General features: G+C 68.5%; 26 protein-coding genes. 14 read left to right on the top strand and 12 right to left on the bottom strand.

Annotated elements, in window-relative coordinates:
• Nucleotides 1-532: 532 nt before the first annotated feature.
• Genes RYH79_RS08955 through cruF form a run of 4 tightly spaced genes read left to right on the top strand, consistent with a single transcriptional unit; the run spans nt 533 to nt 3999 of the window.
• Nucleotides 533-2053: a phytoene desaturase family protein gene (locus RYH79_RS08955; protein ID WP_370898287.1), complete on the top strand. Its 1521-nt coding sequence runs from the start codon at nt 533-535 to the stop codon at nt 2051-2053.
• Between the two features lie 19 nt (nt 2054-2072).
• Complete coding sequence (locus RYH79_RS08960) at nt 2073-2210, top strand: hypothetical protein (protein WP_370898289.1); 138 nt, start codon at nt 2073-2075, stop codon at nt 2208-2210.
• The gene (locus RYH79_RS08965) at nt 2207-3088 is read left to right on the top strand and encodes a prenyltransferase (protein ID WP_370898291.1); all 882 of its coding nucleotides are present in this window, start codon (nt 2207-2209) and stop codon (nt 3086-3088) included. Before RYH79_RS08960 ends, RYH79_RS08965 begins: the two co-directional genes overlap by 4 nt.
• On the top strand, nt 3085-3999 hold the full coding sequence (gene cruF / locus RYH79_RS08970; protein WP_370898293.1) for a bisanhydrobacterioruberin hydratase: 915 nt from the start codon (nt 3085-3087) through the stop codon (nt 3997-3999). Before RYH79_RS08965 ends, cruF begins: the two co-directional genes overlap by 4 nt.
• Nucleotide 4000: 1 nt before the next feature.
• Here cruF and RYH79_RS08975 read toward each other — a convergent pair whose 3' ends face one another.
• Nucleotides 4001-4531, bottom strand: coding sequence for a hypothetical protein (locus RYH79_RS08975; RefSeq protein WP_370898295.1), 531 nt, complete (start codon nt 4529-4531; stop codon nt 4001-4003).
• A gap of 19 nt (nt 4532-4550) precedes the next feature.
• Here RYH79_RS08975 and RYH79_RS08980 point away from each other — a divergent pair, with 19 nt between their 5' ends.
• From RYH79_RS08980 to RYH79_RS09000, 5 genes are all read left to right on the top strand, one after another.
• The gene (locus RYH79_RS08980; RefSeq protein ID WP_370898297.1) at nt 4551-5339 is read left to right on the top strand and encodes an RNA methyltransferase; all 789 of its coding nucleotides are present in this window, start codon (nt 4551-4553) and stop codon (nt 5337-5339) included.
• A gap of 71 nt (nt 5340-5410) precedes the next feature.
• A complete protein-coding gene (gene purM / locus RYH79_RS08985; protein ID WP_370898299.1) occupies nt 5411-6469 on the top strand; it encodes a phosphoribosylformylglycinamidine cyclo-ligase in 1059 nt (352 codons plus the stop codon).
• A gap of 101 nt (nt 6470-6570) precedes the next feature.
• Nucleotides 6571-7110: a DNA-3-methyladenine glycosylase family protein gene (locus tag RYH79_RS08990; RefSeq protein ID WP_370900835.1), complete on the top strand. Its 540-nt coding sequence runs from the start codon at nt 6571-6573 to the stop codon at nt 7108-7110.
• A gap of 180 nt (nt 7111-7290) precedes the next feature.
• Complete coding sequence (locus RYH79_RS08995) at nt 7291-8001, top strand: TetR/AcrR family transcriptional regulator (protein ID WP_370898301.1); 711 nt, start codon at nt 7291-7293, stop codon at nt 7999-8001.
• The gene (locus tag RYH79_RS09000) at nt 7998-9527 is read left to right on the top strand and encodes an MATE family efflux transporter (RefSeq protein ID WP_370898303.1); all 1530 of its coding nucleotides are present in this window, start codon (nt 7998-8000) and stop codon (nt 9525-9527) included. Before RYH79_RS08995 ends, RYH79_RS09000 begins: the two co-directional genes overlap by 4 nt.
• Nucleotides 9528-9561: 34 nt before the next feature.
• Here RYH79_RS09000 and RYH79_RS09005 read toward each other — a convergent pair whose 3' ends face one another.
• Nucleotides 9562-10062, bottom strand: coding sequence for a nucleoside deaminase (locus RYH79_RS09005; RefSeq protein ID WP_370898305.1), 501 nt, complete (start codon nt 10060-10062; stop codon nt 9562-9564).
• Between the two features lie 88 nt (nt 10063-10150).
• On the opposite strand from RYH79_RS09005, the gene RYH79_RS09010 reads away from it, so the two are divergent.
• The gene (locus RYH79_RS09010) at nt 10151-10351 is read left to right on the top strand and encodes a dodecin (RefSeq protein WP_370898307.1); all 201 of its coding nucleotides are present in this window, start codon (nt 10151-10153) and stop codon (nt 10349-10351) included.
• A gap of 49 nt (nt 10352-10400) precedes the next feature.
• Here RYH79_RS09010 and RYH79_RS09015 read toward each other — a convergent pair whose 3' ends face one another.
• Together RYH79_RS09015 and RYH79_RS09020 are read right to left on the bottom strand one after the other, a co-directional pair.
• The gene (locus RYH79_RS09015; protein WP_370898309.1) at nt 10401-10796 is read right to left on the bottom strand and encodes a hypothetical protein; all 396 of its coding nucleotides are present in this window, start codon (nt 10794-10796) and stop codon (nt 10401-10403) included.
• Between the two features lie 61 nt (nt 10797-10857).
• A complete protein-coding gene (locus tag RYH79_RS09020; RefSeq protein WP_370898311.1) occupies nt 10858-11427 on the bottom strand; it encodes a hypothetical protein in 570 nt (189 codons plus the stop codon).
• A gap of 420 nt (nt 11428-11847) precedes the next feature.
• On the opposite strand from RYH79_RS09020, the gene trmB reads away from it, so the two are divergent.
• A complete protein-coding gene (trmB, locus tag RYH79_RS09025; protein WP_370898313.1) occupies nt 11848-12885 on the top strand; it encodes an HTH-type sugar sensing transcriptional regulator TrmB in 1038 nt (345 codons plus the stop codon).
• Nucleotides 12886-12891: 6 nt separating this feature from the next.
• Here the strand turns inward: trmB and RYH79_RS09030 are convergent, their stop codons facing one another.
• Together RYH79_RS09030 and RYH79_RS09035 are read right to left on the bottom strand one after the other, a co-directional pair.
• A complete protein-coding gene (locus tag RYH79_RS09030) occupies nt 12892-13827 on the bottom strand; it encodes a lipase family alpha/beta hydrolase (protein ID WP_370898314.1) in 936 nt (311 codons plus the stop codon).
• Nucleotides 13828-13884: 57 nt separating this feature from the next.
• The gene (locus RYH79_RS09035; protein ID WP_370898316.1) at nt 13885-14946 is read right to left on the bottom strand and encodes a M20/M25/M40 family metallo-hydrolase; all 1062 of its coding nucleotides are present in this window, start codon (nt 14944-14946) and stop codon (nt 13885-13887) included.
• 105 nt (nt 14947-15051) lie between these two features.
• Between RYH79_RS09035 and RYH79_RS09040 the strand changes: the two genes are divergently transcribed.
• A complete protein-coding gene (locus RYH79_RS09040) occupies nt 15052-15444 on the top strand; it encodes a hypothetical protein (RefSeq protein ID WP_370898318.1) in 393 nt (130 codons plus the stop codon).
• Here RYH79_RS09040 and RYH79_RS09045 read toward each other — a convergent pair whose 3' ends face one another.
• Nucleotides 15445-16248: a M14 family metallopeptidase gene (locus RYH79_RS09045; protein ID WP_370898320.1), complete on the bottom strand. Its 804-nt coding sequence runs from the start codon at nt 16246-16248 to the stop codon at nt 15445-15447. It lies immediately after the preceding gene.
• A 228-nt stretch (nt 16249-16476) separates the two neighbouring features.
• Between RYH79_RS09045 and RYH79_RS09050 the strand changes: the two genes are divergently transcribed.
• Nucleotides 16477-17760, top strand: a complete 1284-nt coding sequence (locus tag RYH79_RS09050; RefSeq protein WP_370898322.1) for a S8 family serine peptidase — start codon at nt 16477-16479, stop codon at nt 17758-17760.
• On the opposite strand, the gene RYH79_RS09055 is transcribed toward RYH79_RS09050, so the two are convergent.
• Complete coding sequence (locus tag RYH79_RS09055; RefSeq protein ID WP_370898324.1) at nt 17761-18009, bottom strand: YhbY family RNA-binding protein; 249 nt, start codon at nt 18007-18009, stop codon at nt 17761-17763.
• Nucleotides 18010-18062: 53 nt separating this feature from the next.
• On the bottom strand, nt 18063-18341 hold the full coding sequence (locus RYH79_RS09060; protein ID WP_370898326.1) for a ribonuclease P protein component 4: 279 nt from the start codon (nt 18339-18341) through the stop codon (nt 18063-18065).
• 81 nt (nt 18342-18422) lie between these two features.
• Between RYH79_RS09060 and RYH79_RS09065 the strand changes: the two genes are divergently transcribed.
• Entirely contained in the window at nt 18423-19163 is a 741-nt protein-coding gene (locus RYH79_RS09065) for a fumarylacetoacetate hydrolase family protein (protein WP_370898328.1), read from the top strand.
• A 30-nt stretch (nt 19164-19193) separates the two neighbouring features.
• On the opposite strand, the gene RYH79_RS09070 is transcribed toward RYH79_RS09065, so the two are convergent.
• From RYH79_RS09070 to RYH79_RS09080, 3 genes are read right to left on the bottom strand one after another with little or no spacing between them, the layout of a single operon-like run.
• Entirely contained in the window at nt 19194-19910 is a 717-nt protein-coding gene (locus RYH79_RS09070) for an alpha/beta hydrolase (protein ID WP_370898330.1), read from the bottom strand.
• A gap of 3 nt (nt 19911-19913) precedes the next feature.
• The gene (locus tag RYH79_RS09075) at nt 19914-20546 is read right to left on the bottom strand and encodes a nucleotide exchange factor GrpE (protein ID WP_370898332.1); all 633 of its coding nucleotides are present in this window, start codon (nt 20544-20546) and stop codon (nt 19914-19916) included.
• 44 nt (nt 20547-20590) lie between these two features.
• Nucleotides 20591-22495, bottom strand: a complete 1905-nt coding sequence (locus tag RYH79_RS09080) for a PAS domain S-box protein (protein ID WP_370898334.1) — start codon at nt 22493-22495, stop codon at nt 20591-20593.
• Nucleotides 22496-22514 lie beyond the last annotated feature (19 nt).

Genomic DNA, 22514 nt, shown 5'->3' on the forward strand with positions numbered 1-22514 from the left:
GTCCCGGGACCGATCGGACTCCAGGCGTAGTTCGGGGCGTCACGGCGGTCGCGCGACCTCTCTCGGACGCGACTCGTCGTCTATAGTGCGGCGATCGGCCTGGCCTCACTTCTCGTCTTGTGACTCCTCTCGGCTCCGTTCCTCTGGGGCACGAGGATGCCGGGTAGGTGGGTGAGCAGGACACAGTCTGTGGCTTCGGCGGCTGTCCCGACCACACCGGAGACTGAGTTCAGGTTCGTCTCTGTAGTGATACTGTACGCGATTCACCTCCGTCTGGGCGTGCTCGTCGGAGTGGTCTCCGGACTGGGACGTAACTACGTTCTGGGTCGCGGCGTCTCTCGTGACCGCCGTGACCCGTGGGGGTGGCGTTCGAAGAGGAGACGGCGGAAGGTGTGGAGAGTCTGGCGGGCACGGCGGCCTCGCTTCGACACCTCCGGGTCGAAGACCGCCTGGGGACCCCCACACTGTCACTCGCAACCACACCACGTCCGGCGTACCACGTTTTATACACGCCCCGCTCGTAACCCGTTCTATGTCACGACCAGCCTCCAGTCCCGGACGCGAGCCCCGCGATCTCTCCGGGGTCGCGGGCGACGACGTGGTCGTCGTCGGGAGCGGCTTCGGTGGTCTCTCGACGGCCTGTTATCTCGCCGACGCCGGGGCGAACGTCACCGTCTTGGAGAAGAACGAGCAGTTGGGCGGTCGGGCGTCCGTGCTCGAACGGGACGGCTTCCGGTTCGACATGGGGCCGTCCTGGTACCTGATGCCCGACGTGTTCGAGAACTTCTTCGGCCACTTCGGGAAGTCGCCCGACGACTACTACGAGTTGGAGCGGCTCGACCCCCACTACCGGATGTTCTTCAAGGACGGGGATCGGGTGGACATGACGCCGGATCTCGAACGCAACAAGGAGCTGTTCGAGTCCTACGAGGACGGCGCCGGCGAGGCCTTCGACGAGTACCTCGAGAAGTCCGAGCGTAACTACGAGATCGGGATGGAACACTTCGTGTACGAACACCGCGACCGGCTGCGGGACTTCGTCGACACGGACGTGTTGCGCCACTCCTGGGGGTTGTCGCTGATCGGGTCGATGCAGGACCACGTCGAGGACTACTTCGACAACCCGAAGCTCCAACAGATCATGCAGTACACGCTGGTGTTCCTCGGCGGCTCGCCGAACAACACGCCGGCGTTGTACAACCTGATGAGTCACGTCGACTTCAACCTCGGCGTGTTCTACCCCGAAGGTGGGACCGGCGCGGTCGTCGACGCGATGGTCGATCTCGGACGCGAGTTGGGTGTGACCTACCGGACGGACGCCCCGGTGTCGGAGATCGCCGGCCAACGCGGTGGGTTCGCCGTCCGGACGGAGACCGGCGAGACGCACCTCCCGGACCGTGTCGTCTCGAACGCGGACATGGCCCACACCGAGCGAGAACTGCTGCCGGAACGGAAACGCCAGTACGACGACGACTACTGGGACTCCCGGACGTACGCCCCGTCGGCGTACCTGTTGTATCTCGGCGTGGAGGGCGACGTGGACGATCTCGCCCACCACTCGCTGGTGTTGCCGACGGACTGGGACCCGCACTTCGACAAGATCTTCGACAACCCGGAGTGGCCCGACGACCCGGCCTACTACCTGTGTGTCCCGTCGAAGACGGACGATACGGTCGCGCCGGAGGGCCACTCGAACCTGTTCGCGCTCGTCCCGATCGCCGCCGGGTTGGAGGACACCCCCGAACTGCGCGAGGAGTTCCGCGACCTGGTGTTGGACGACATCGCCGAGAACACCGGGGTGGACCTCCGGGACCGGATCGTCGTCGAGGAGTCGTTCTCCGTCGAGGACTTCGCCGGACGGTACAACTCCGAGCAGGGGACGGCGCTGGGAATGGCCCACACGCTCCGCCAGACCGCGCCGTTCCGACCGGGTCACACCTCCTCGGAGGTGGACGGGCTGTACTACACCGGGTCGTTCACGACCCCCGGTATCGGCGTGCCGATGTGTCTCATCAGCGGACTCCTCACCGCCGAAGTGATGGGTCGCGAGTGACAGCGACGAGGTGACTCGCGTGAGACGACACGGCCCCGGTCGAGACGCGAGCGACCGCGCCCCAGAGAGGGGCGCCGAGGCGGACACTGACGCGGACACGGGCACCGAAGCGGGCGCAGACGCGGACACTGACGCGGCCGCGGAGGTGGCGGCGTGAGCGCAGCGACCACCACCCACGGGGCGGCGTTGCCGCGGCTCCGCTACCTCCTGAAGCTGTCGCGTCCACGCTTCTGGCCGTACCTCGCCGGCCCGGTCGTCGTCGGCGTCGCCGGCGCGGCCGCGAGCGTCCCGGAGCTGTTCGCCCCGTTGAACTTCCTGTTGTTCGGGTTCTTCCTCGTACCCGCGAACGTGCAGTTGTACGGCGTCAACGACGTGTTCGACGCCGACGTCGACGAGGACAATCCGAAGAAGGACGATAAGGAGGTGCGGTACGGCGGCGACAGGCTCGTCCCCGCGGCCGTCACTCTGACGTCGTTGGCCGGGCTGGCGTTGTTCGCGCTCGTCCCCCGGGTGGCGTGGCCGTACCTGGCGGCGTACTTCCTGTTGGCAGTGGAGTACAGCGCGCCGCCGTTCCGGTTCAAGACCACGCCGTTCCTCGACTCCGTCTCCAACGGGCTGTACATCCTCCCCGGGGCGGTGGCGTACGCGACTGTGACGGGCACACACCCGCCGGCGTCGGCGCTCGTCGGCGGCTGGCTCTGGTCGATGGGGATGCACACGTTCTCCGCCATCCCGGACATCGAGCCGGATCGGGAGGCGGGCATCCGGACGACCGCGACCGTCCTCGGTGAAGAACGGACGTACGCCTACTGTGCGGCGACGTGGCTGGCCTCCGGGGTCGCGTTCGCGTTCCTCGACACCCGGATCGCGCTGCCGCTCCTGGCGTACCCAGTGGTCGTGTTCGGCATCTACTGGTCGGACGTTCCGGTCGACCGGGCGTACTGGTGGTACCCGGCGTTGAACACGCTCGTCGGCGCGCTGCTGACGATGGGGCTGCTCACTCGGATCGTCCCGCCGGAGGCGGTGTTGCCGTGAGCACCCGCACCGAGGTGTCGGAGTGGCTGCCAGACTCCCGTCGGGAGGCCGAGCGCCGGTTCGACCGACTGGTTCGGGAGAATCGCTTCACCATCTCCGCGTTCTTCCCGCTCAACGGGATCGTCCTGCTGGTCGCCAGCGCCGAAGGCTGGCTCCCGGAGCCGTTGGCGTTCCACGGTCTGTTGATCCTCTCCGGCACACTCGTCATGCGGTCGCCGCTCGTCGCCGGGGTCGCCCCCGTGGCCAAGCGGAAGACCGTGGCCGCCGTCGGTCTGCTCGCGGCGTACGCCTACGGCATCGAGTACGTCGGCGTCCACACCGGCTGGCCGTACGGTCGCTTCGAGTACGTCGTCGATCTCGGACCGGCGTTGGCGGGAGTCCCCGTCGGTCTCCCGGTGTTCTTCATCCCGCTCGTCGTCAACGCCTACCTCCTCGTGTTGCTCCTCTTGGGCGACCGCGCGGACGGCGGGCTCGGGGCCGCCGCGGTCCGGCTCGGCGCCGTGATCGCGCTCGTGCTCACGATGGACGTGGTGTTGGACCCCGGCGCCGTCGCACTGGGGTTCTGGCGGTACTTCGAGCCGGGCGCGCCCGTCCTGGGGGGGCTGTTGTCCTCCGCCGGCGGCTTCTACGGCGTCCCACTGTCGAACTACGCCGGCTGGGTGCTGTCGTCGGCTGTCGCCGTCGGCCTCCTGGACTGGGGGTTCGACCGAAGAGCGCTGCGCGAGCGGATGTCGGAGTGCGAGTTCATGCTCGACGACATGGTGAGCTTCGTACTCCTGTGGGGCGGGCTGAATCTCTGGTTCGGGAATCTGGTGTCGGTCGCCGTCGCTGGGGTGATCGGCGCCGGGCTGTGGCGGACTGACCGGTTCGACGCCGATCTGATCGCGTCACAGTTTGGAGAGGGGTCGTAGCTCAGTCGTCTCCCTCCAGCCACTCGACGAACTCTCGGCCGCCCTTCGGCGTGATCCGGAACGGGACGTTCCGTTGCTTGTCGCTAGTTGGGTCGTTCTTGATCAGCCCGTCCTGTCGGAGCCCGTAGAGGAGCGTCCCACCCCAGTTGTCGATGTCGAGCATCTCGTCTTCGATCAGGGTCTGCTTCGTCTCCTGATTGTCGAGGTACGGGTCGCCCGTCCGCTCCTTCTCGATCGGGCCGTAGCCCAACAGCGCGTACTTCGGGTCGATCCCCAACGGGTCGTCGACGTGCGTGCCCGCGTCGTCGACGTAGAAGTGCTCCGCGAGTGCGACTGGGTCGACGTCGAGAGTGTCTGTGGCCTCTCGGAGTTCGTCTTCGGTGTCGACTCGCTCTTCGTCGGACGACGACCCCGATTCGAAGTCGTCGAGTTCTGAACTCTCGACCGAGACGTCTTGTCCGAGTTCGTCATCGTTCGTCTCCTCCGTCCCACACCCCCCAGACGAGCACCAAAATCGACGGTCGTATTCCACTCCAACGACCACACCGCCCATGAGCGAGTACGCCGTCGTCGTCGTGGAGCCGGAGACGCCGGGCAACGTCGGCACGATCGCGCGGTCGATGAAGAACTTCGGGCTGTACGATCTGAAGCTCGTCGACCCCCCGGAGATCGGCGAGGGGACGGAGGCGTACGGCTTCGCGGGCCACGCCCGCGAGGACGTGCTCCCGAACGCGGACAGCGTCACCTTCGACGAGGTCGTCGAACGGTACCACACCGTCGGGTTCACCGGGATCACGGGCGAGGACGCGACGAGCCACACCAGGTTCCCGTACACGACGCCGGCGGAGCTCCGAGACGACCTCGCCACAGTCGAGGCGGACACGGCGCTCGTGTTCGGCCGGGAGTCGCGCGGGCTGAACAACGACGAACTCGCGCGGCTGGACCAGGTAGCGTCGATCCCAGCCAACCCGGAGTACCCCGTGTTGAACCTGGGGCAGGCGGCGACGGTGACGCTGTACGAACTTCGAGAGCTGTTCTTAGACGACACCCACCTCCCGGACAGAGAACACGAGCGGGCGACGGAGGCGGAGATCGAACGGCTGTACGAGCAGTTCGAGCGGTACCTGGACGCGGTCGAGCCGCGGGATCACGTCCGCGCCCGGGCCGGGCGCCTCCTCCGACGGCTCGTCGGCCGCGCGCACCCGACGGACCGCGAGACGACGACCCTGACGGGGCTGTTCCGGAAGACCGCAGATCGGTGGAACGTCGTCGACGACGGGGCAGAGGGAGACGAGAGCGACGGGAGTGACGCCGGCAGCGGCGACGACGAGGCTGCCTGACGCGCACTGCGGCACCCGCCGCCCCGACCGGCTCCGTCGGCTTTTTCTCGGGTGGCCACACCACCCCGGGTATGGACGACGACACCGCGGACGGGAGCGACGACGGGCGCGTGGACGGAGACGACGCGGGTGACACGACCGAGACCGACGACACGGCCGAGGGGCTCACCTACGCCGAGGCGGGCGTGGACGTGGGCGCGAGCGAGGCGGCGACGGCGGCGTTGGTGTCGGCCGCGGACAGCCAGGGCGCAGACGGGACGTACGCGGGGCTGATCGAGGCGGGCGACGGCTACCTCGGGCTGGCGACGGACGGCGTCGGGACGAAGCTGCTGGTTGCGGAGGCGCTGTCGGACTACTCCACCGTCGGAATCGACTGCGTGGCGATGAACGCCAACGACCTGGTCGCGGCGGGCGTGGAGCCGGCGGCGTTCGTCGACTACCTCGCCGTCGAGGAGCCCGGCGAGGACGTAGCCGAGCAGATCGGCGAGGGGCTGGCGGTCGGTGCCGAGCGGGCGGGCGTCGCGTTGTTGGGCGGCGAGACGGCGGTGATGCCGGAGGTGATCCGGGACCTGGACCTGGCGGGCACCTGCGCGGGCTTCGCCACGGACGCGGACCTGTTCCCGGGCGTCGCCCAGCCGGGCGACGCGCTCGTCGGGTGGCCCTCCTCGGGGATCCACTCCAACGGGCTGACGCTGGCCCGCGAGGCGGTGACCCGCGATCACGAGTACACGGATCCGTGTCCGTTCGGGGACTACGACACGTTGGGCGCGGCGTTGTTGGAGCCGACGCGGATCTACGCGGATCTGTTGGAGCCGATGCGAACCCACGGGGTCCGGGCGGCCGCTCACGTCACCGGCGGCGGCTGGGGCAACCTCGAGCGGCTGGGCGACCACGCCTACCGCGTGGACGACCCGTGTCCGGCACAGCCCGTCTTCGAGTTCGTCCGAGAGGCCGGCGGGGTGTCCGACGCGGAGATGCACCGCACGTTCAACGTCGGCACGGGGTTCGTCGCGGCGCTCCCGCCGGCCGAGGCCGACGACTTGGCGGCCACAACCGACGGGCGCGTGGTCGGTCGGGTCGCGGAGACGGACGGGGACGCGACCGTGTCGATTCGGGGGTTGGAGCTGTGAGCGAGGGGTTCGATCCGGCAGAGGCCGACCTCCAGTCGGCCGACGCCGCGGACGCGGAGACGGCGGTCGCGGCCGCACGGGCGCTCCACGGGGACGACCGCCTGGGACCGCTCGTCGCCGAACACGGTCCGTTGACGCTGGACCCCGCAGACGACGCGTTCGCGCGGCTCGTCGTGTCGATCGTTCGACAACAGGTGTCGACGGACGCCGCCGCGGCGATCCGGGAACGGGTGTTCGACGCCGTGACGGTCGCGCCGGCGAAGGTGCTCGCGGCCGACCCAGAGGCGCTGAGAGAGGCCGGCCTGTCCGGCCAGAAGGTTCGGTACGTCCGGGCGGCCGCCGAGGCGTTCCGGGACCACCCGGAGCGGTACGCCCGGGAGACGCTGGCCGAGCAGTCGAACGACGAGGTTCGGGAACGACTGACTGAGATCACCGGGGTCGGCCGTTGGACCGCCGACATGCAGCTGTTGTTCACGCTCGGTCGGCCGGACGTGTTCCCGGTCGGCGACCTCGGGGTCAGACGCGGGGTGGAACGCCTCGTCGACGCGGAGCTGTCGCGGGCGGAGATCCGCGAGCGAGCCCGCCGGTGGGCGCCGTACCGCAGCTACGCGAGCTTGCACCTCTGGGCGAACGAGGACTGACGACATCTGCCCTGTGACAGTTTCGCACGCTCCCTCGCGACCGAAAGCCTTGACTGACTGGCCAGTCAACTAACGTGTGAGCGAGTGGTCCCGCGTCGGTCCCCCGCGGGCCACACACGCGGGGCGGCCGACCGGCCGCCCGGACACGACGCTGCGACGATACGAGGATACGACGATACGATGACAGAGACCGAGACAGAGACGACGACGGAGACGGACGAGGCCGGTCCGGAGGCGGACCGCGAGACAACGGTAGAGGCGGAGACAGAGTTCACGGAGGCGCAGGCGGCCATCATGGAGGCGACGTACTGTGCGGTGTGTGAGTACGGTTACGCCGACGTGACGATGCAGGACATCGCCGACCGGACGGACCGGAGCAAGGCGGCGCTCCACTACCACTTCGACGGGCGCGACGACCTGTTCCGTCGGTTCCTCTCGTACCTCCACGACGACTTCGTGGCGACGACCGCCGACCCGCCGGGCGACACCCCGGCCGAGCGGCTCGTCGCCCTGCTCCAGACGGTGTTGTCGACACCCGACGACGTCGACGACGAGGGTGTGGAGTTCACGACCGCGTTCCTGGAGATGAAGGCACAGGCGCCGTACAGCGAACCGCTCCGCGACGGGCTCCACCGCATCGACGAACACCTCGTGGACCAGGTGGCCGAACTCGTCGCCGCGGGCGTCGACGCGGGCGAGTTCCCGCCGGAGACGGACGCGGAGGCGGTGGCGTCGTTCGTCAGCACGTACCTCCACGGCACTTGGACCCGGTCGGTCGCGGCCGGCAGCGACGTGGCCAGCATGCGCGACCGACTCGTGGCGTACGTGACGGAGGACCTCCTCGCGCCGGAGGCGACGGTCCGGACCGACCTCGTGGAGGTGGGAGAGTGAGTCTCCGCGAGCGCGTCGGCGCTCTGTTCAAGGGGCGCGACGAGTTCGACCTGACGAGCGGCGAGATCGGGAAGCCGTTGTTCTACCTCTCTCTGCCGATCGTCGTGACGAACCTGCTCCAGACGGCGTACAACCTCGCCGACACGTTCTGGCTGGGGCAGTTCAGCACGGAGGCGCTGGCGGCCATCTCCTTCGCGTTCCCGATGGTGTTCCTGTTGATCGCGTTCGGGATGGGAGTGTCGGTCGCTGGGTCCGTGCTCGTCGCCCAACACACCGGCGCAGACGAGCCGTCGGCCGCGGAGTACGCCGCTTCACAGACGGTGACGTTCGCCGTGCTCGTCGCGGGAGTGTTCGGGCTGATCGGCTTCCTCGGAGTGGAGACGTTCGCCGGCGTACTGGGCGCACAGCCGGACGTGGCGCCGTTGGTCGGCGACTACATGCGGGTCATCTCCGCCGGGCTCCCGCTGATGTTCGGGTTCTTCGTGTTCATCTCCCTGATGCGGGGGTACGGCGACACGATCACGCCGATGCTCGTCATGTTCGGGACGGTCGTCGTCAACATCGTGATCGACCCGTTCCTCATCTTCGGGTTCGAGAACAACCCCGTGTTCGGGATGGTCGCCGCCCGCGGGCTGGAGGCCCAACTGCTGGCCGCGACGGGCTACACCGGCAGTGGGGTCGCCGGCGCCGCCTACGCGACCGTCTTCTCGCGAGGTCTCGCGTTCGTCGTCGGCACCGCGATCATGTTCCAGGGGACCCGGGGCGTCCAGATCAACCTCGAGGACATGGTGCCGGACTTCTCGTACGCGGTCAAGATCCTGCGGATCGGCGTCCCCGCCTCGATCGAGGGAACCGGCCGGGCGCTGTCCGTCAACCTCCTCCTGGTCGTCGTCGGCTTCTTCCCGACGACCGTGGTCGCGGGCTACGGGATCGCCGTCCGGGTGTTCTCCGTCGTGTTCCTGCCGGCCATCGCCGTCGCACGGGGCGTCGAGACGATGACCGGCCAGAACATCGGCGCCGACGAGCCCGACCGGGCCGCGGCCGCCGCCAGGCTCGCGGGGAAGGTGATGTTCGGGGTCCTGTTGGGCGTCGGCGTCGTCACCTGGGTCGCCGCCGCCCCTATCGCAGCCGTGTTCACGGACGACCCCGCGGTGATTTCCGTCACGGAGGAGTTCCTGCGGTGGGTCGCGCCCACGTTCGGCTTCATCGGCGTGATGCGGGCCTACACCGGGAGCTTCCGCGGGGCCGGCAAGACGCTCACCGCCGCCGTGATCTCCATCACGATGCTGGGCGTGATCCGGCTCCCGCTTGCGTACTTCGGGGTCCGGCCGCCCGCCTTCCTCGGGATCGAGTCGCTGGGCACCGTCGGGCTGTGGGTGGCGTTCGCCGTCTCCAACACCGCCGGCGCGATCATGGCGTACCTCTGGTACCAGCGGGGCACCTGGCGCGACGCGGACGTGCGCGGTGAGCCGGCCGTCGACGACGACGGCGGCACCGACCCGGACGCCGTCCCTGTCGACGACTGAGCGAGCGGCACCGACCGATCCGTTCTTCCGACGCTCAGCGGTACTCGCGGTGGATCTCTGCGCCGGCCTCGGGCAACACTGGACCCAGTGACTGCACGGCTGCGCCGGTGCGGTCGTACACGACCCGCGAGGGGAGGGCGTCGTCGTGGCCCGCCAGCTCGGCGGCCCGCTCGGCGGACACGGAGTGGACGACCGCCGCCAGCCCGGCGCTCCGAATCCCGCCGGCACACATCGGACACGGCTCCGTGCTCGTGTACATGACCGTCCGCTCACGCACCGCCGGGTCCAGTTCTCGTCCGGCCCACTCCGCGAGGTGCAGCTCCGGGTGTTCCCGCAGGTCGTCGTCGGTGACGACCGCGTTGCGTGCCTCGGCGACGACCGTCGGGCCGTCCGGTGCGTCCGGGTCGACCAACAACGAGCCGTACGGATCGTCGCCGCGCTCGGCCGCCTCGCGGGCTAGTTCGAGTGCGCGCTCCGTGTACCGTTCGTGGTCGAGATTCGGGTAGACCTCCGTCGGGGCCGGTGTCTGTGTCACGTTCCACGCGTACGTCGCTCGTCGGCTTGAGTCGTGTGTTCCGAACCCGCCAGCAGAGTTAACCCCCGACGCGGCGACGTGTGTTCCGATGGTGTTCAAGAAGATCACCCTGATCGGCCGGAGCGCAGAGAGCTTCGACGACGCGACCGACGACGCCGTCGACCGGGCAGAAGAGACGCTCCAGAACGTCCACTGGGTAGAGGTGGACGAGCTCGGCGTCGAGGTCGCCTCCGTCGAGGATCGGGAGTACCAAGCGGAGGTGACGGTCGCCTTCGAGTTGGAGGAGTGAGACGCCGAAAGCAACCGTAATTCGGGCTGCCGTGTCGCGCTTGCTCCGGCTATTCGGTCAGTCGGCGCACGGCTTCGTAGCCTCCCGCCGTGAGAAGTCCAGCGAGTACCGTTGCGCTCACCGCTAGGTCGGACGGGAGGACGCCCAATCCCAACTGGAGGGTGCCGATCGTCACCATCGTGTAGAACCCGACACTGGTCGACGGGCCGTACTGTCGATCGTCGCTCGTCTGCCCGTCACTTCCAACTGGGGTGGTCGGCTCGGTCGAACGACGTGCCGCGAGAACGACGCTCGATAGAACGACGAGACCGGTTGCTGCCTTCATCGCTCCGATGCTCGACATTCCCGACGCCGCGTTCACCACTCCAGCACCGACAACTGACAGCCCAGCTACGAGTACAACTGACATTCGAGCTTGTCGACCGTTAACTATCTCTTTGTTCATGTTTTGCTTTGTTAACGAAAATATATAAAGTTTTCTGACCTGTGCGGGTGGCAGACAGAGTCTACTCGCAGACGTTACACTCGATGCTGACGAGCCCGATAGCAGCACCGACACAGCAGACACACGCGGTTCCTGCGGATGCGGCTGCACCGATGGCCGACGAACAGCTCCCGCAACACCCGATTGTCGCCCCTCCAGCGGCAGCGATCGACCCGACGCAGGAGGTGTTCCAGGTGCAGAACGGCCACGTACCGGGAACCTCATAGTCGGCAGAGACATCCGACACTGCCTCTCTGAGGTCGTCACGAGTCACGGTCTGGTGATTGACTGTCACTTGACCCCGCTCGAACTCGTACCGTGTAAACTTCTGTGCGTTGTCGGTCTGCTCGCCGAACACGGCGAAGGAGTCGTCGTCGCCGTTGGATGTCCAGATGAGACCGCCCTTCCCGGACTCGTACTGTAGCGTGTACGTGTACTGAACGTCGTCCCCGTCGACGACGGTCTTCACGAACGCCTCGCTGTCAGAGGACAAGCCCTCGCGGCTCGGGCGTCGTCGGATCGTCTCGAACTCGTCTGCACCCCGTGCGCGCTGACGGATCGACTTCTTCAGTTCGCCGTCAGTGACGTTCACGATGTCGGCGGTTACGTCACTACCGGAGATCTCGGAGCTCTCTCCGGCTAGCGTGCTGCCCGACCCGACGCCGATGCCCGTGAGACCAACGGCAACCGCCGAGAGAGCACGCCGTCGCGTAGCAGAGGCCTCGGTGTCGTCTTCGCGCTCTGCACTGAGTGCCTCTCAGGCCTCTGAGCAGCCACCACCGTCGGCGACTTGATCGCTCAGTTCCTTCTGATGCGCCTCGACATCGATGTCCTGTTGGCTACTACCAGACATCAGGTCGTTGTGTATCTAGAATTTAATACTCCTGCAAAATCTTCTCTAGTACAACTATGACTAATCCCGATAATCGCGCGGTCATATACTCCTTTCCGAAGGCCGGTGCAACTCGGACGTGGATAAACTGTTATACCCCGCCGGGACGGAGACTGTGGTGTGACAGACGAACTTCGCACCACGATGGAGCGGGTCGGGGAGCGGTTCAACCTCGGTGAGTACGAGATCGACGCCTACCTGGCCGTGCTCGAACACGGTGAGCTGACGGCCAGTGAGATCGCCGCCGAGACGGACATTCCCCAGCCACGAGTGTACGACACGGTCAGGAGCCTCTCGGACCGTGGACTCGTCGAACTCCGGGAGTCACGCCCGATGAAGATCGTCGCCGTCGACCCCGGCGACGCCTTCGGCGACATCCGGTCGTCGCTCGCGGAGATGGTCGACGAGCTGGAGGCACGCTACACTGCGCCGGCCCGGGACACGGAGGCCGTCTCGCTCGTCAAGTCCCGGTCGACGATCCTCCGGTACCTGGAGGAGATCGTCGCCGACGCCGAGTACGAACTGGCCTTGTCGCTCACGCCGGACCTGTTGCGTCGGTTCCGCGACAGCTTAGAGGAACGAGTCGCCGCGGGGGTGAGCGTGGAGCTGCTCGTCACGCCCGCCTCGCGGGCCCCCTCGCCCGAGGAGTTCGACTACGAGTCCGTCGCCACGGAGGCGCGGGCCCGCCGCGGGATCACGACGCCCGTGATCGCCGTCGCCGACGGCGAGTACTCCATCTACGCCACCCAGGACGCGCTGCGGGACGACCGCGACCGCTACGGCGTGATCTTCAACCGGTCGGCCCTCGGCTTCTTGGTGTCCGGCTTCTACGGCACCGTCCTGTGGACGACTGCCGAGACGCTGGCCACGGACGGAGAGTCACGCCCGTTCCCGCGGACCTACGCCTCCATCCGACGGGCAGTCAAAGACGTCCACGAGCTGAGCGGAGAGTTCCACGTCGAGGTACGAGGCCGGGACGTGGCGACTGGCAACGAGATCCACCTGGAGGGTCCCGTGCTCGCCCACGAGTTCGACGCCTCCGAACAGGTGGCCTCCTTCTCCGTCGCCGGCGAGGACGGCGACCCGGTCAGTGTCGGCGGGCTCGTCGCGGCACTCGAAGACGTCGAGGCCCAGGAGATCGTTCTCGACAGGTCCTGACGACGCTCACCACTGTGCGACGAGCTGATCGACGATCCCCTCCTCCTCTTTGTAGTAGTTGCGGTGACACTCGACCTCGCTGGTCACGTCGAAGTCCGTGTAGTTGTCCGGCGCCTCGTACTGGATTCCCACCTCGCCGACCGCCTCCTCCGTCTCCCGCAGCCGGAACACGTTGTTGAGGATACCGTCCTCGTACGAGTGGAAGTTGTCGAGTCGGCCGACCGCGAACTCGATGTGGTCGCCGAACTCCTCGTCGAGCCAGCCGGCGTCCATCGACGGGGAGTCTTTCTCCACCGCCGCGCCGACCAACGAGACGGACGCCAACAGGTCGCGGGCGCCGTACGCCTCCTCCAACGTCTGGAGCGCGTACATCACGGTCCGGCCGCCCAGCGAGTGGGCGATCAGCCGGACGGTCGCGTCGTACTCCCCGGCGTACCACTGACAGAAGTTGGCGAGCTTCTTGCCGTTGCGCTCGGCGATGTCCTTCGCCGACGCCCAGCCGAGGTCGATGCTGTCTCCCTTGTCGGAGTCCCAGGAGTACACCGCCGTCGCACCGTCGTAGCCGGCCGCCCGGAGCGCGTTCGTGCACTCCTGGCCGGCGTCGATCGGCTCGTCGTCGTCGTCGGACGACCGCCACCCGTGGACGAACAGCGTCAGCTCGTCTCCCCACTGTGGCCACGACCCCTCCACGTCGTAGCTCCACTCCGTCTCCCCGTTGATGAGGTCGGCGTCCCCGTCGAAGTGGTCGCGAGTCGACACCCGCGGGAAGTCGTCGGGCGCCGCGACGTTCTCTGCGCCACACCCCTTGTTGCCGGCAGCGGCCGTCCCCGCTCCGCCGACGATCAGCCCGCCGCCGACCGCCGTCGCCGAGGCCGCACGCAGGAACGTCCGCCGCGTCTGTCTCCGTCCGCTGTGCCCCTGTGGGTCGTTGTCGTCACCCATACCCGGTCGAAATCACTGCACACGAATAAAACTAATCCAAAAACGTGAAATAGCCGGTCAGCGAGGCGCCTCGAACGGGGCGGCGGCAGGTGCGGCGAGGACGGCTTCCGCGAGTAGGTCCGCGGCGGCGACGAGGTCAGTCGTGTCGATCACCTCGACGGGGGTGTGCATGTAGCGATTCGGCAGCCCGACGTTGAGCGCGGGCGTGCCGCCGCGGGCGGTGAAGAAGGCGTCCGCGTCCGTCCCGGTGGCGGAGCCAGTCGCCTGGAGTTGGTAGTCGACGCCCGCCGTCTCGGCGGCCTCGCGGGCCAACGACACGAGCGCCGGGTGGTTGGCGGAGCCGCGGGAGACGACCGGACCGTCCGCCAGTTCGACGGGACCGCTCGCGGTCTGGGACACGTCCGGGTTGTCCGTCGCGTGTGTCACGTCCACTGCGACGATCGCGTCCGGGTCGAGATCGTAGCCCACCATCTCTGCCCCCTTCAGGCCGAGCTCCTCTTGCACGGTGGCGACGGCGTACACGGTCGCGTCGGCGTCACGCCGGCTGGCTCGGCGGAGCGTCTCGGCGGCCGTCCAGGTGCCGACCCGGTTGTCGACCCCGCGAGCCGCCAGCCGGTCGTCGGCCAGCTCCGCCGTCGTCGTGGCGAAGGTGACCGGGTCGCCGATCTCCACGAGCTCGCGGGCCGCCTCGCCGCTGTCGACGCCCACGTCCACGAACTGGGCGTCGATCTCCTCGTACTCCTCGTCGCCGTCCCGGAGGTGGATCGCCGTCTGACCGATCACGCCCGCGACCGGCTCGTCGGCGTGGACAGTGACGTGTTGTCCCTTCGACACCGTGCGGTCGGAGCCGCCGACGGCCGTGATTCGGAGGAACCCGTCCTCGGTCACGTCGCGTACCATGAACCCGATCTCGTCGGCGTGGCCCGCGACGGCGATCTCCGTATCGACGCTCGGGTCCCCTTCGTGGACGGCGACGGCGTTGCCGTAGGCGTCCGTCGAAACCTCGTCTGCGAACGACGCGACGTACTCCGTCCAGACCCGGCGACCCGGGCCCTCGAACCCCGACGGGGACGGTGTCTCCAACAGTTCCTCCAAGAACGCGCGTGGGTCGGATTCCATAGATACACTCCGGTAGCCGACAGTTTCAACGACACGGTGTCGGCCGGGCGCCGTGGTGGCTCGCACCACGGCGGTGTTCAAGACCCCTGCACGCGTAGTACGAGTATGGTAGAACTGACACTACTCGAGCTGCACGTGCACGACGGCGTCGACTTCTCCCCGCGCGGCGTGATCGGGGGCGACGACGGGGGCCACAGCGCACTGGCCGACGAGACGAGCGAGACCGACACCGACGCGATGGACGAGACGAGCGAGACCGACACCGACGCGATGGACGAGACGAGCGAGACCGACACCGACGCGATGGACGAGACGAGCGAGACCGACACCGACGCGACGAACCAGCGCTCCAGTCTGCTCCGACGGGGCGCCCGGACGGCAGTCGGGGTCGCGGCGGTCGGCACCGCGGCGTACGTCGTGCGACGGCGCCGCGCCGGGGACGACGAGGAGACGGACGTGGAAGTCGAGATCGAAGAGTCCGAGCCCGTCGCAGAGTAGCTACGACAACGACCCCAACCGGCTGGCGGCGTAGCCGAACACGTTCGTGTAGCCGTTCGCGGACATCAACACCGGGTAGAACTCCTCGTCTGCGGTGAACTCCTGGCCGTCGGCGACGGCGAACGTCTGCCCGGGCGCGACCCGTTCGAAGTTGTGGGCGAGCACTTCGTAGCTGTCGGCCGGCGGCTTCCCGATCTGCTCGACGAGCCGGAACACTCCCACGTCGTCCGTGCCGCGGGAGTGGATACGGTCGTCCGTCGTCGGCTCCGGGAGGACGTTCGTCGCCGACAGGAACGCCCGGATCAGCCAGTAGGCGTTCTCCGCGGCTGCCTCGCTCTTCTGGAGCCCACACTCCACCTCCAGCGTGTGTGCCTGTTCGATGAACCGTCCCTGTGAGAACGGCCCCGACTCGACGAGCTGTGTCACCGGGAGCCGTGGGACGACCGCCTGCGTAATCTCGTCGACGACGGACGTGATGGCGAACGGCTCCGCGTACGACTGTGTGGAGTGGAGCGACAGCGTGGTACACCCTTCCAGCTCCTGGCGCAGCGCCGCCGCCAGCCGCCCCTCGTGGGAGTCCGCGTCCGAGTCGCCGGGGTACGCCCGGTTGAGGTCCTCGTCGACGTACCGCACGTCCCGCTCGGCGGCCGCCTCGTTGGCGACGACGAACTTCACCGGTCGGTCGACGTCCGGCTCGTCGGCCAGGAGTCGGTCGATCGCGCGGCGGCCACACGGCTCGTCGCCGTGAATCCCGCCGACGACCGCGACCGCTGGCGCGCCTTCGCCGAGCTGGTACACCTGCACGCTCGGTTTCTCCGCAGCCCGTCTACTTCAGCTACACGGTCCACGGCAGCCGTCCCCCGACCGGAAGTAGACGACTCCACGTACCACAAAATGACCCGTAGATCGGACATAGAACTGTGTCAAACTGTGTGTATTCGCAGACCTTCCGTGTTAGCCTCGTAACAGAGATCCAAAATGAGTTACCGTTTGCAACAGATTTAATTCCTGGCTGTTCCACTCACCGTGTGCATGTCCGACACACGACGGGAGTTCCTGCGGCTGAGCGGCGGGGCACTGGGCGGGTTGTTCGTCGGTAGTTCGGTGACGGCAGCCGAACGGACGGATCGGTTCGTCGTGACGGGCGAGCAGGTGCCCGGTGACTTGGAGGTCGTCCACGAGATGCCGGGCGTGTCCGTGAGCGTCGTTCGGGGCACCGAGTCGGCGGTATCCGCCTCGAAGGACGTGAAGCAGTACGCGCCGGACGTGGAGATCAGCATCGACGAGCCGACCGCGGAGCCGACCGCGGCGCCCGCGGCCGCCGAACTGGAGGAGCCGTTGGCCGCGCTCCAGTGGGACAAACAGGTCCAGAACCTCGGAGCGGTCCACGAGCGCACCCGGGGTGAGGGGAGCCGCACGGCGATTCTCGACACCGGAATCGACGAGAACCACCCGGACTTCGGCAACCTCAACGAGGACCTGTCGCGCAACTTCGCGGCCGACGACGGCGACCACAGCCCGCCGGGAACGCGCTATCACGGCACACACGTCGGCGGAATCGCGGCTGCGACGGACGACGGCGTCGGGGTCGTCGGCACGGCGCCGGCGACGGACCTGGTCGACCTGCGGGTGTTCGGTCCCTCCGGCGGCGCCTCCTTCGGCGCGATCCTGGCTGCCGTCACCTACGCCGCGAACGTCGGCTGTGACGTCGCCAACCTCTCGCTGGGCGCGTACCCGTTCCCGCGGAAGGGCAACGGGAAGTTCTACGGTGGTGTCCTGAACGAGACGATGACGTACGCCAACGCCCAGGGGACGCTGTTGGTGATCGCCGCCGGCAACGACGGCGCCGACCTCCAGCACGACGGCAAGGTCATGTCTATCCCCGCGGAGGGGGCACAAGGGCTCGCGGTGTCTGCCACCACCTCCGTCGACTTCGATCCGTTCACGGGGACCGCGGACAACCCCGGCACGCAGCCGGCGAGCTACACCAACTACGGCACGAACGCGGTCACGTTGGGGGCCCCCGGCGGGGGCACTCCCCCCGGCGGCGGCGTCAGCGACCTCGTGTACAACGCCATCCCGTTGGCGACCGCCGAGGCGTTCGGCTTCCCGCAGCCGTACGCCTACCTCGCCGGCACCTCGATGGCGGCTCCACAGGTTGCCGGGGCGGCCGCGCTCGTCGCCGCCGAGAACCCGGACTACGACGCCAACCAGGTGGAGGCGGCGCTGAAGCAGGCGGCGTCCGTCCCGTCGGACTTCGACAAGGCGTACTACGGGGCCGGGTTCCTGGACGTCGAGGCCGCACTCGACGGGTAGCTACCGGCTGAACACCGCGGTGTTGCCGCGGGTACGGTACAGTTCCGCGCCCGCCGCCGCCGCGAGTTCGTCCGCGAGCGTCTCCGTGTCCGTCCCGCCGCGGGCAGACCGGAGGAACTTCACTTTCACCAGCTCCGCGTCGCCCAGCTGTCGGTCCAGTTCGTCGGCGACGCTCTCGACCCCCTTCTTGCCGACGCGGATCGTCGCGTCCAGTTCGTGTGCGCGTCGTGCAGTGTCGTCGTCGCTCACGCTCGCCGTACCCCGAGCACCGTGTTGAAGCCTGCGGTCCACGGCCTCACCGATCAGTACGGGTACCGATCCGTCGCTCCACAGTCACACCGGATCACGACGTGGCTCCCCTCCTGGAGTCGCACCCTGGCGTTCGCTCCGGGGACGAGGTAGGCGTCACACCGGTCACAGGCGAAGCGGTCCAACCGACGGGGGAGTGACAGCCGTTCCCGCTGTGCCAGCCGGCGGGCGGTGGCGACGTACGTCCGGCTCCGGTCTACTTCGCCCGCGCGGGTCGCCTCCGCCGCCAGCGCGGCCAGTCGCTCGATCCGTTCGGCCGCGATGCTCGCCATAGCCGGGTCTCGGGGGCGACCGCCCGAAAGCGGTTGCGGTTCGACCACTGCGTTCAAGCCCGCCGCCGCCGACCACGCGGTATGCGACACGCACGCATCCGCGACCCCGCCGGCACCGTCCGCACGGGCGTCTACCACGGCGACAGTGTCGTCGCCGCCGGCCGCGAGTACGACCTCTCGGCCGCGGACGTCGACCTCCTGGCGCCGTGTGAGCCGGAGAAGATCGTCTGTGTCGGCCGCAACTACGTCGCTCACGCCGAAGAACGGTCCGAGGCCGTCCCGGACCGACCGCTGTTGTTCCTGAAGCCCCCCAACTGCGTCGCCTCGCCGGGCGCGACCGTCCCGCTCCCGGCCGGCAAGACGATCGAACACGAGGCCGAGCTCGCGGTCGTGATCGGCCGTGAGGCACGGAACGTCGCCGCCAGCGACGCCGCCGACTACGTCGCCGGCTACACCTGTCTCGACGACCTCTCCAACCGCGACGACCAGGACCGCGAGACCAACTGGGTCCGAGGGAAGGCGTTCGACGGCGCCGCACCCCTGGGACCGTGTGTCGCCGACCCGGAACACGTCCCCGCGGACGCCGCCGTCGAGCTCCGAGTGAACGGTGACCGCCGCCAGTCCGGCTCCCGCGATCAGTTCGTCTTCTCCGTGCCGGCCCTGCTCGCCGAGGTGACGAGCTACCTCACGCTCTCGCCCGGCGACGTGATCTCGACGGGGACACCCGCCGGTGTCGCCCCCGTGACGGACGGCGATACTGTAGCGGTCGACGTGGAAGGTGTCGGAACCTTGGAGCACGGCGTCGCCCGCGTGGACGACTGAGACGCTCGCCGTGAGCCCCCTCGCCCGGCGTCACCTGGAGCCGGAGGGTGTCGCCGGCGGGCGCTCCCCGTCTGCAATCGCCCGGAGGTCCCGTTCGAAGCGAGCGATCGTCTCCTCGCGGCCGGAGGAGGCGAAGAACTCGTGACCGCCGTCGTACAGTCGGACGCGGTCGGCGGGCGCGTGGTCGCCGATTGCGCCCAGTCCGACCACCGTCTCCGACAGCGAGCAGTACACGACGCTCCCGTCGCGGAACGACGGCAGCGTCCGTTGGCCCTCGCGGACGGCACCGAGCCACGCCGGCGACAGCCCGCGGTCGGCCGCCCCCTCCTCGTCGGCCGGCTTCAGGTCGCCGAGCGCCGCCGGATCCGACTCCGACGGGACGATCCGGCGCGAGATCGGGAGCCGGGCGAGGGCCGGCGCCGCCAGCCCGGCCACGCCCGCCCGGTTCAGCCCCCAGAAGGGGCTGGAGTACACCCTTGGCTCCTCACCGGGGACGTGTGCCAGCGCCAGCCCGCCGAGACTGTGTGCCGCCGCCGCGTCCGGCTCGATCCTCTCGTGGATCCGGGTCAGCGGCGCCCGGTAGTCGCGGTCGAACACCGTGCCGTTCTCCGGCACGACGACGGCGTGGACCGCCCAGTCGTCGAACTGCGACACCAGCCAGTCGACCGGCTCGTGACCCGGGCGATTGCCCCACCCGAGCACGAACAGGAGGTCACGCTCCCCGTCGCCGTACGTGTGCCGTCGCACGGCTCACTCCGAGTCGCCGCCGTCGCTCTCTTCGCTGTCGCCGTCGTCGCCGCTGCCGTCACTCACCGTCACCTTCGCCGCCTCGATCACGGTGTCGTCCGTCTCGTAGCCGGGATCGTACACCTCGGCGACGGTGTCTTCGGGCTCCGGCGACGCCACGCGCACCATCACCTCGTGGCGCTCCGGGTCCACCTCCGTCCCAGGCTCCGGCTCGATGGGCGTGACCCCCTCCTCCTCCAGCACGCGGTCGAACGTCTCCAGCGTCGACTCGACACCCGGGCGGATGTCCGCGTCCGCCTCCTGGTCCAGCGCCCGCAGGAGGTTGTTGCGTACGTCTGTCAGCTTCTCCACGAGGTCGGCGGTCGCACGCGTCGCGGCCTGCTCGCGTCGCTTCTCGGCACGATCCTTGTAGTTCTCGAAGTCCGCGCGGGTGCGGGCCAGCGACGACTCCAGCTCCTCTGCCCGCTCGCGGGCGTCGTCCGCGGCCGTCTCCGCCTCCGTGATCCGGTCTTCCACCGCGGTCGCCAGCTCCTCGTCGTGTGCCGCCACGCGGGCGACCAGCTCCGACCGCTCGTCCTGCTCGTCGCCGTCTGCCTCTCGCTCGGTGTCCTGCTCCGTGCCGGCGTTCTCGCTCATACTCGAGTACAGCCGGCGGGGAGACATAAGCGTTGTAAACTCGCTCACTCGGCGACGCCGCCGAAAGCGTCCGTCGCGGCGTCCTCGTCGGCCCGCGACAGCCGCACCTCGAACACCGCTCCCCGGGGGTCGGCGTCCGTGACCGTGATCTCACCGTCGTAGCTGTCGACCAGCACTCCGACGAGGTAGAGCCCGAGCCCGGTCCCGGAGCTCGTCGATCCCTTCTGGCCGCGCTCGAACACCGTCTCCTTCTGTCTGTCCGGGATTCCAGGGCCGTCGTCGGCGACCCGGACGACGGCCGTCTCCTCGTCGACCTCGACGCTCACCTCGACGTGTGGCTCGTCCGTGTCGTTGTGCTGGACGGCGTTGTTGAGGAGGTTCCGGAAGACCGAGTCCAGCATCTCCGTCGCCCAGACGGAGACGGCCGGCGGCTCGGCGTCGATCTCGACGGTCGCGTGCGGGAACGACGACCGAGCGTTCGACAGCGCGTCGACGAGCACACCGTCCAACCGCACCGGCACCGTCTCCAGGTCGTCGCCGGACTCCACGGACATCGTCTCCGTGATGTTGCGCGCGGTGTGAGTCAGCTCGACGACGTGGTCCGCCCGCTCTCGCAGCGTGTCGAGGTGTGTCTGGCCGGCTTCGTCGACGTGCGGCTCCACCAGGTCCAGGTTGCCGCCGATCACCGCCATGTCGTTGCGGATGTCGTGTCGCAGGAGCTGGTTGAGCACCTCCATCCGTTCCGTCCGCCGCTCTAACGACTGTTCGTAGGCGACCCGCTCGGAGACGTCTTGGATCAGCCCGTCGAACACGGCCCCGTCGTCCGTCCCCGTCCGGATCGCCGAGACAGACGCCCAGAACGACTCCCCGTCGAGTCGGCGCAGCTCCACCTCGTGTTCCTCTACGACACCCGTCTCGAGCAGTTCCGCCGAGAACGCCGCTCGGTCGTCCGGGTCGACGTACAGATCGACGGGGGTGTGATCGAGCAACTCCGCCCGCGAGTCGGCACCGAACATCGACACCATCGCGGGGTTCACCTCGTCGAACTGTCCCTCCGGCCCCGGCCGAGAACGGAACAGTCCGACGGGGACGTTCTCGAACAGGTCGCCGTACCGCTCCAGCTCCGTCTCGTACTCCACCTGCTCGGTCACGTCGTGGATGACGGAGAACAACACCGGGCCGTCGGACAACGGAACCGGCGTCGAGTGAACCTCTACGGTCCGACGCTCGCCGGAGGCGAGCTCGTGTTCGAACAGGAAGTAGTTGCGTTCCTCCCAGCGGGCGAGACTCCGTTCGTCGGCCACCGCCTCGTCGGACGCGACGTTGATCGACTGGATGGACGTCCCGATCAGCTCCGAGGCGTCGTAGCCGTAGAACGTCATCGCGGCGTCGTTCGCGTCGACGATCTCTCCCGTCTCCGGGTCGATCAACAGCATCACCGCGTCGTGTCGGGCGAAAGCCGTCTGAAATCGGCCGTCGAACCCCTCCGGGCCGTCGTCCGCCAGAGCCCGGTGACGTCCGAGACTCCGAGCGGCCGTCACCAACGCCCGTTCGTCTGCCGACGTCGGGTCGGCGGCGTAGCCGACGGCGACGCCGTCCGGGCGGTCCGGCGTCTCGGCGTCCGGCTCCGGCTCCCAGAACGGGGCCACGAGCGTCGTAGTCGCCGTGTCGTCGACCCCCTCCGGGGCCGTCTCCGAACGGGCGACTTCCCCGGTCGTGACCGCGTCCGGGACGGCGCCGGCCGTCGACAACGACACCGTCCGACCCGACGGCGACACCGCTCCCGCCGCCGCCAGTTCGACGACGTGATCGCCGCTGACGGCACCGACCCACGCCGCCCGGAACTCGTCGGCGACGAGGTCCCGACAGATCCCTCGCTCCACCGCGAGACCACCGTCCGGGCAGAGGCGTCCGGAGCCGACAGCGCCATCGCGTTCGGGTCCCTGCATCTACTGGCTCCCGGCACCG

The organism is Halobaculum sp. MBLA0143 (assembly GCF_041361465.1).
In the GTDB taxonomy this organism is placed as follows: Archaea; Halobacteriota; Halobacteria; order Halobacteriales; family Haloferacaceae; genus JAHENP01.

Excerpts from the sequence above, each read along its gene's own strand:
- RYH79_RS08955 (WP_370898287.1), top strand. The coding sequence starts at position 533 with ATGTCACGACCAGCCTCCAGTCCCGGACGCGAGCCCCGCGATCTCTCC.
- RYH79_RS09050 (WP_370898322.1), top strand. The coding sequence starts at position 16,477 with ATGTCCGACACACGACGGGAGTTCCTGCGGCTGAGCGGCGGGGCACTG.
- RYH79_RS09075 (WP_370898332.1), bottom strand. The coding sequence starts at position 20,546 with ATGAGCGAGAACGCCGGCACGGAGCAGGACACCGAGCGAGAGGCAGAC.
- RYH79_RS09010 (WP_370898307.1), top strand. The coding sequence starts at position 10,151 with ATGGTGTTCAAGAAGATCACCCTGATCGGCCGGAGCGCAGAGAGCTTC.
- RYH79_RS09080 (WP_370898334.1), bottom strand. The coding sequence starts at position 22,495 with ATGCAGGGACCCGAACGCGATGGCGCTGTCGGCTCCGGACGCCTCTGC.
- purM (WP_370898299.1), top strand. The coding sequence starts at position 5,411 with ATGGACGACGACACCGCGGACGGGAGCGACGACGGGCGCGTGGACGGA.
- RYH79_RS09065 (WP_370898328.1), top strand. The coding sequence starts at position 18,423 with ATGCGACACGCACGCATCCGCGACCCCGCCGGCACCGTCCGCACGGGC.
- RYH79_RS09035 (WP_370898316.1), bottom strand. The coding sequence starts at position 14,946 with ATGGAATCCGACCCACGCGCGTTCTTGGAGGAACTGTTGGAGACACCG.
- RYH79_RS09040 (WP_370898318.1), top strand. The coding sequence starts at position 15,052 with ATGGTAGAACTGACACTACTCGAGCTGCACGTGCACGACGGCGTCGAC.
- RYH79_RS09015 (WP_370898309.1), bottom strand. The coding sequence starts at position 10,796 with ATGAACAAAGAGATAGTTAACGGTCGACAAGCTCGAATGTCAGTTGTA.
- RYH79_RS08995 (WP_370898301.1), top strand. The coding sequence starts at position 7,291 with ATGACAGAGACCGAGACAGAGACGACGACGGAGACGGACGAGGCCGGT.
- RYH79_RS08980 (WP_370898297.1), top strand. The coding sequence starts at position 4,551 with ATGAGCGAGTACGCCGTCGTCGTCGTGGAGCCGGAGACGCCGGGCAAC.
- RYH79_RS09030 (WP_370898314.1), bottom strand. The coding sequence starts at position 13,827 with ATGGGTGACGACAACGACCCACAGGGGCACAGCGGACGGAGACAGACG.
- RYH79_RS09060 (WP_370898326.1), bottom strand. The coding sequence starts at position 18,341 with ATGGCGAGCATCGCGGCCGAACGGATCGAGCGACTGGCCGCGCTGGCG.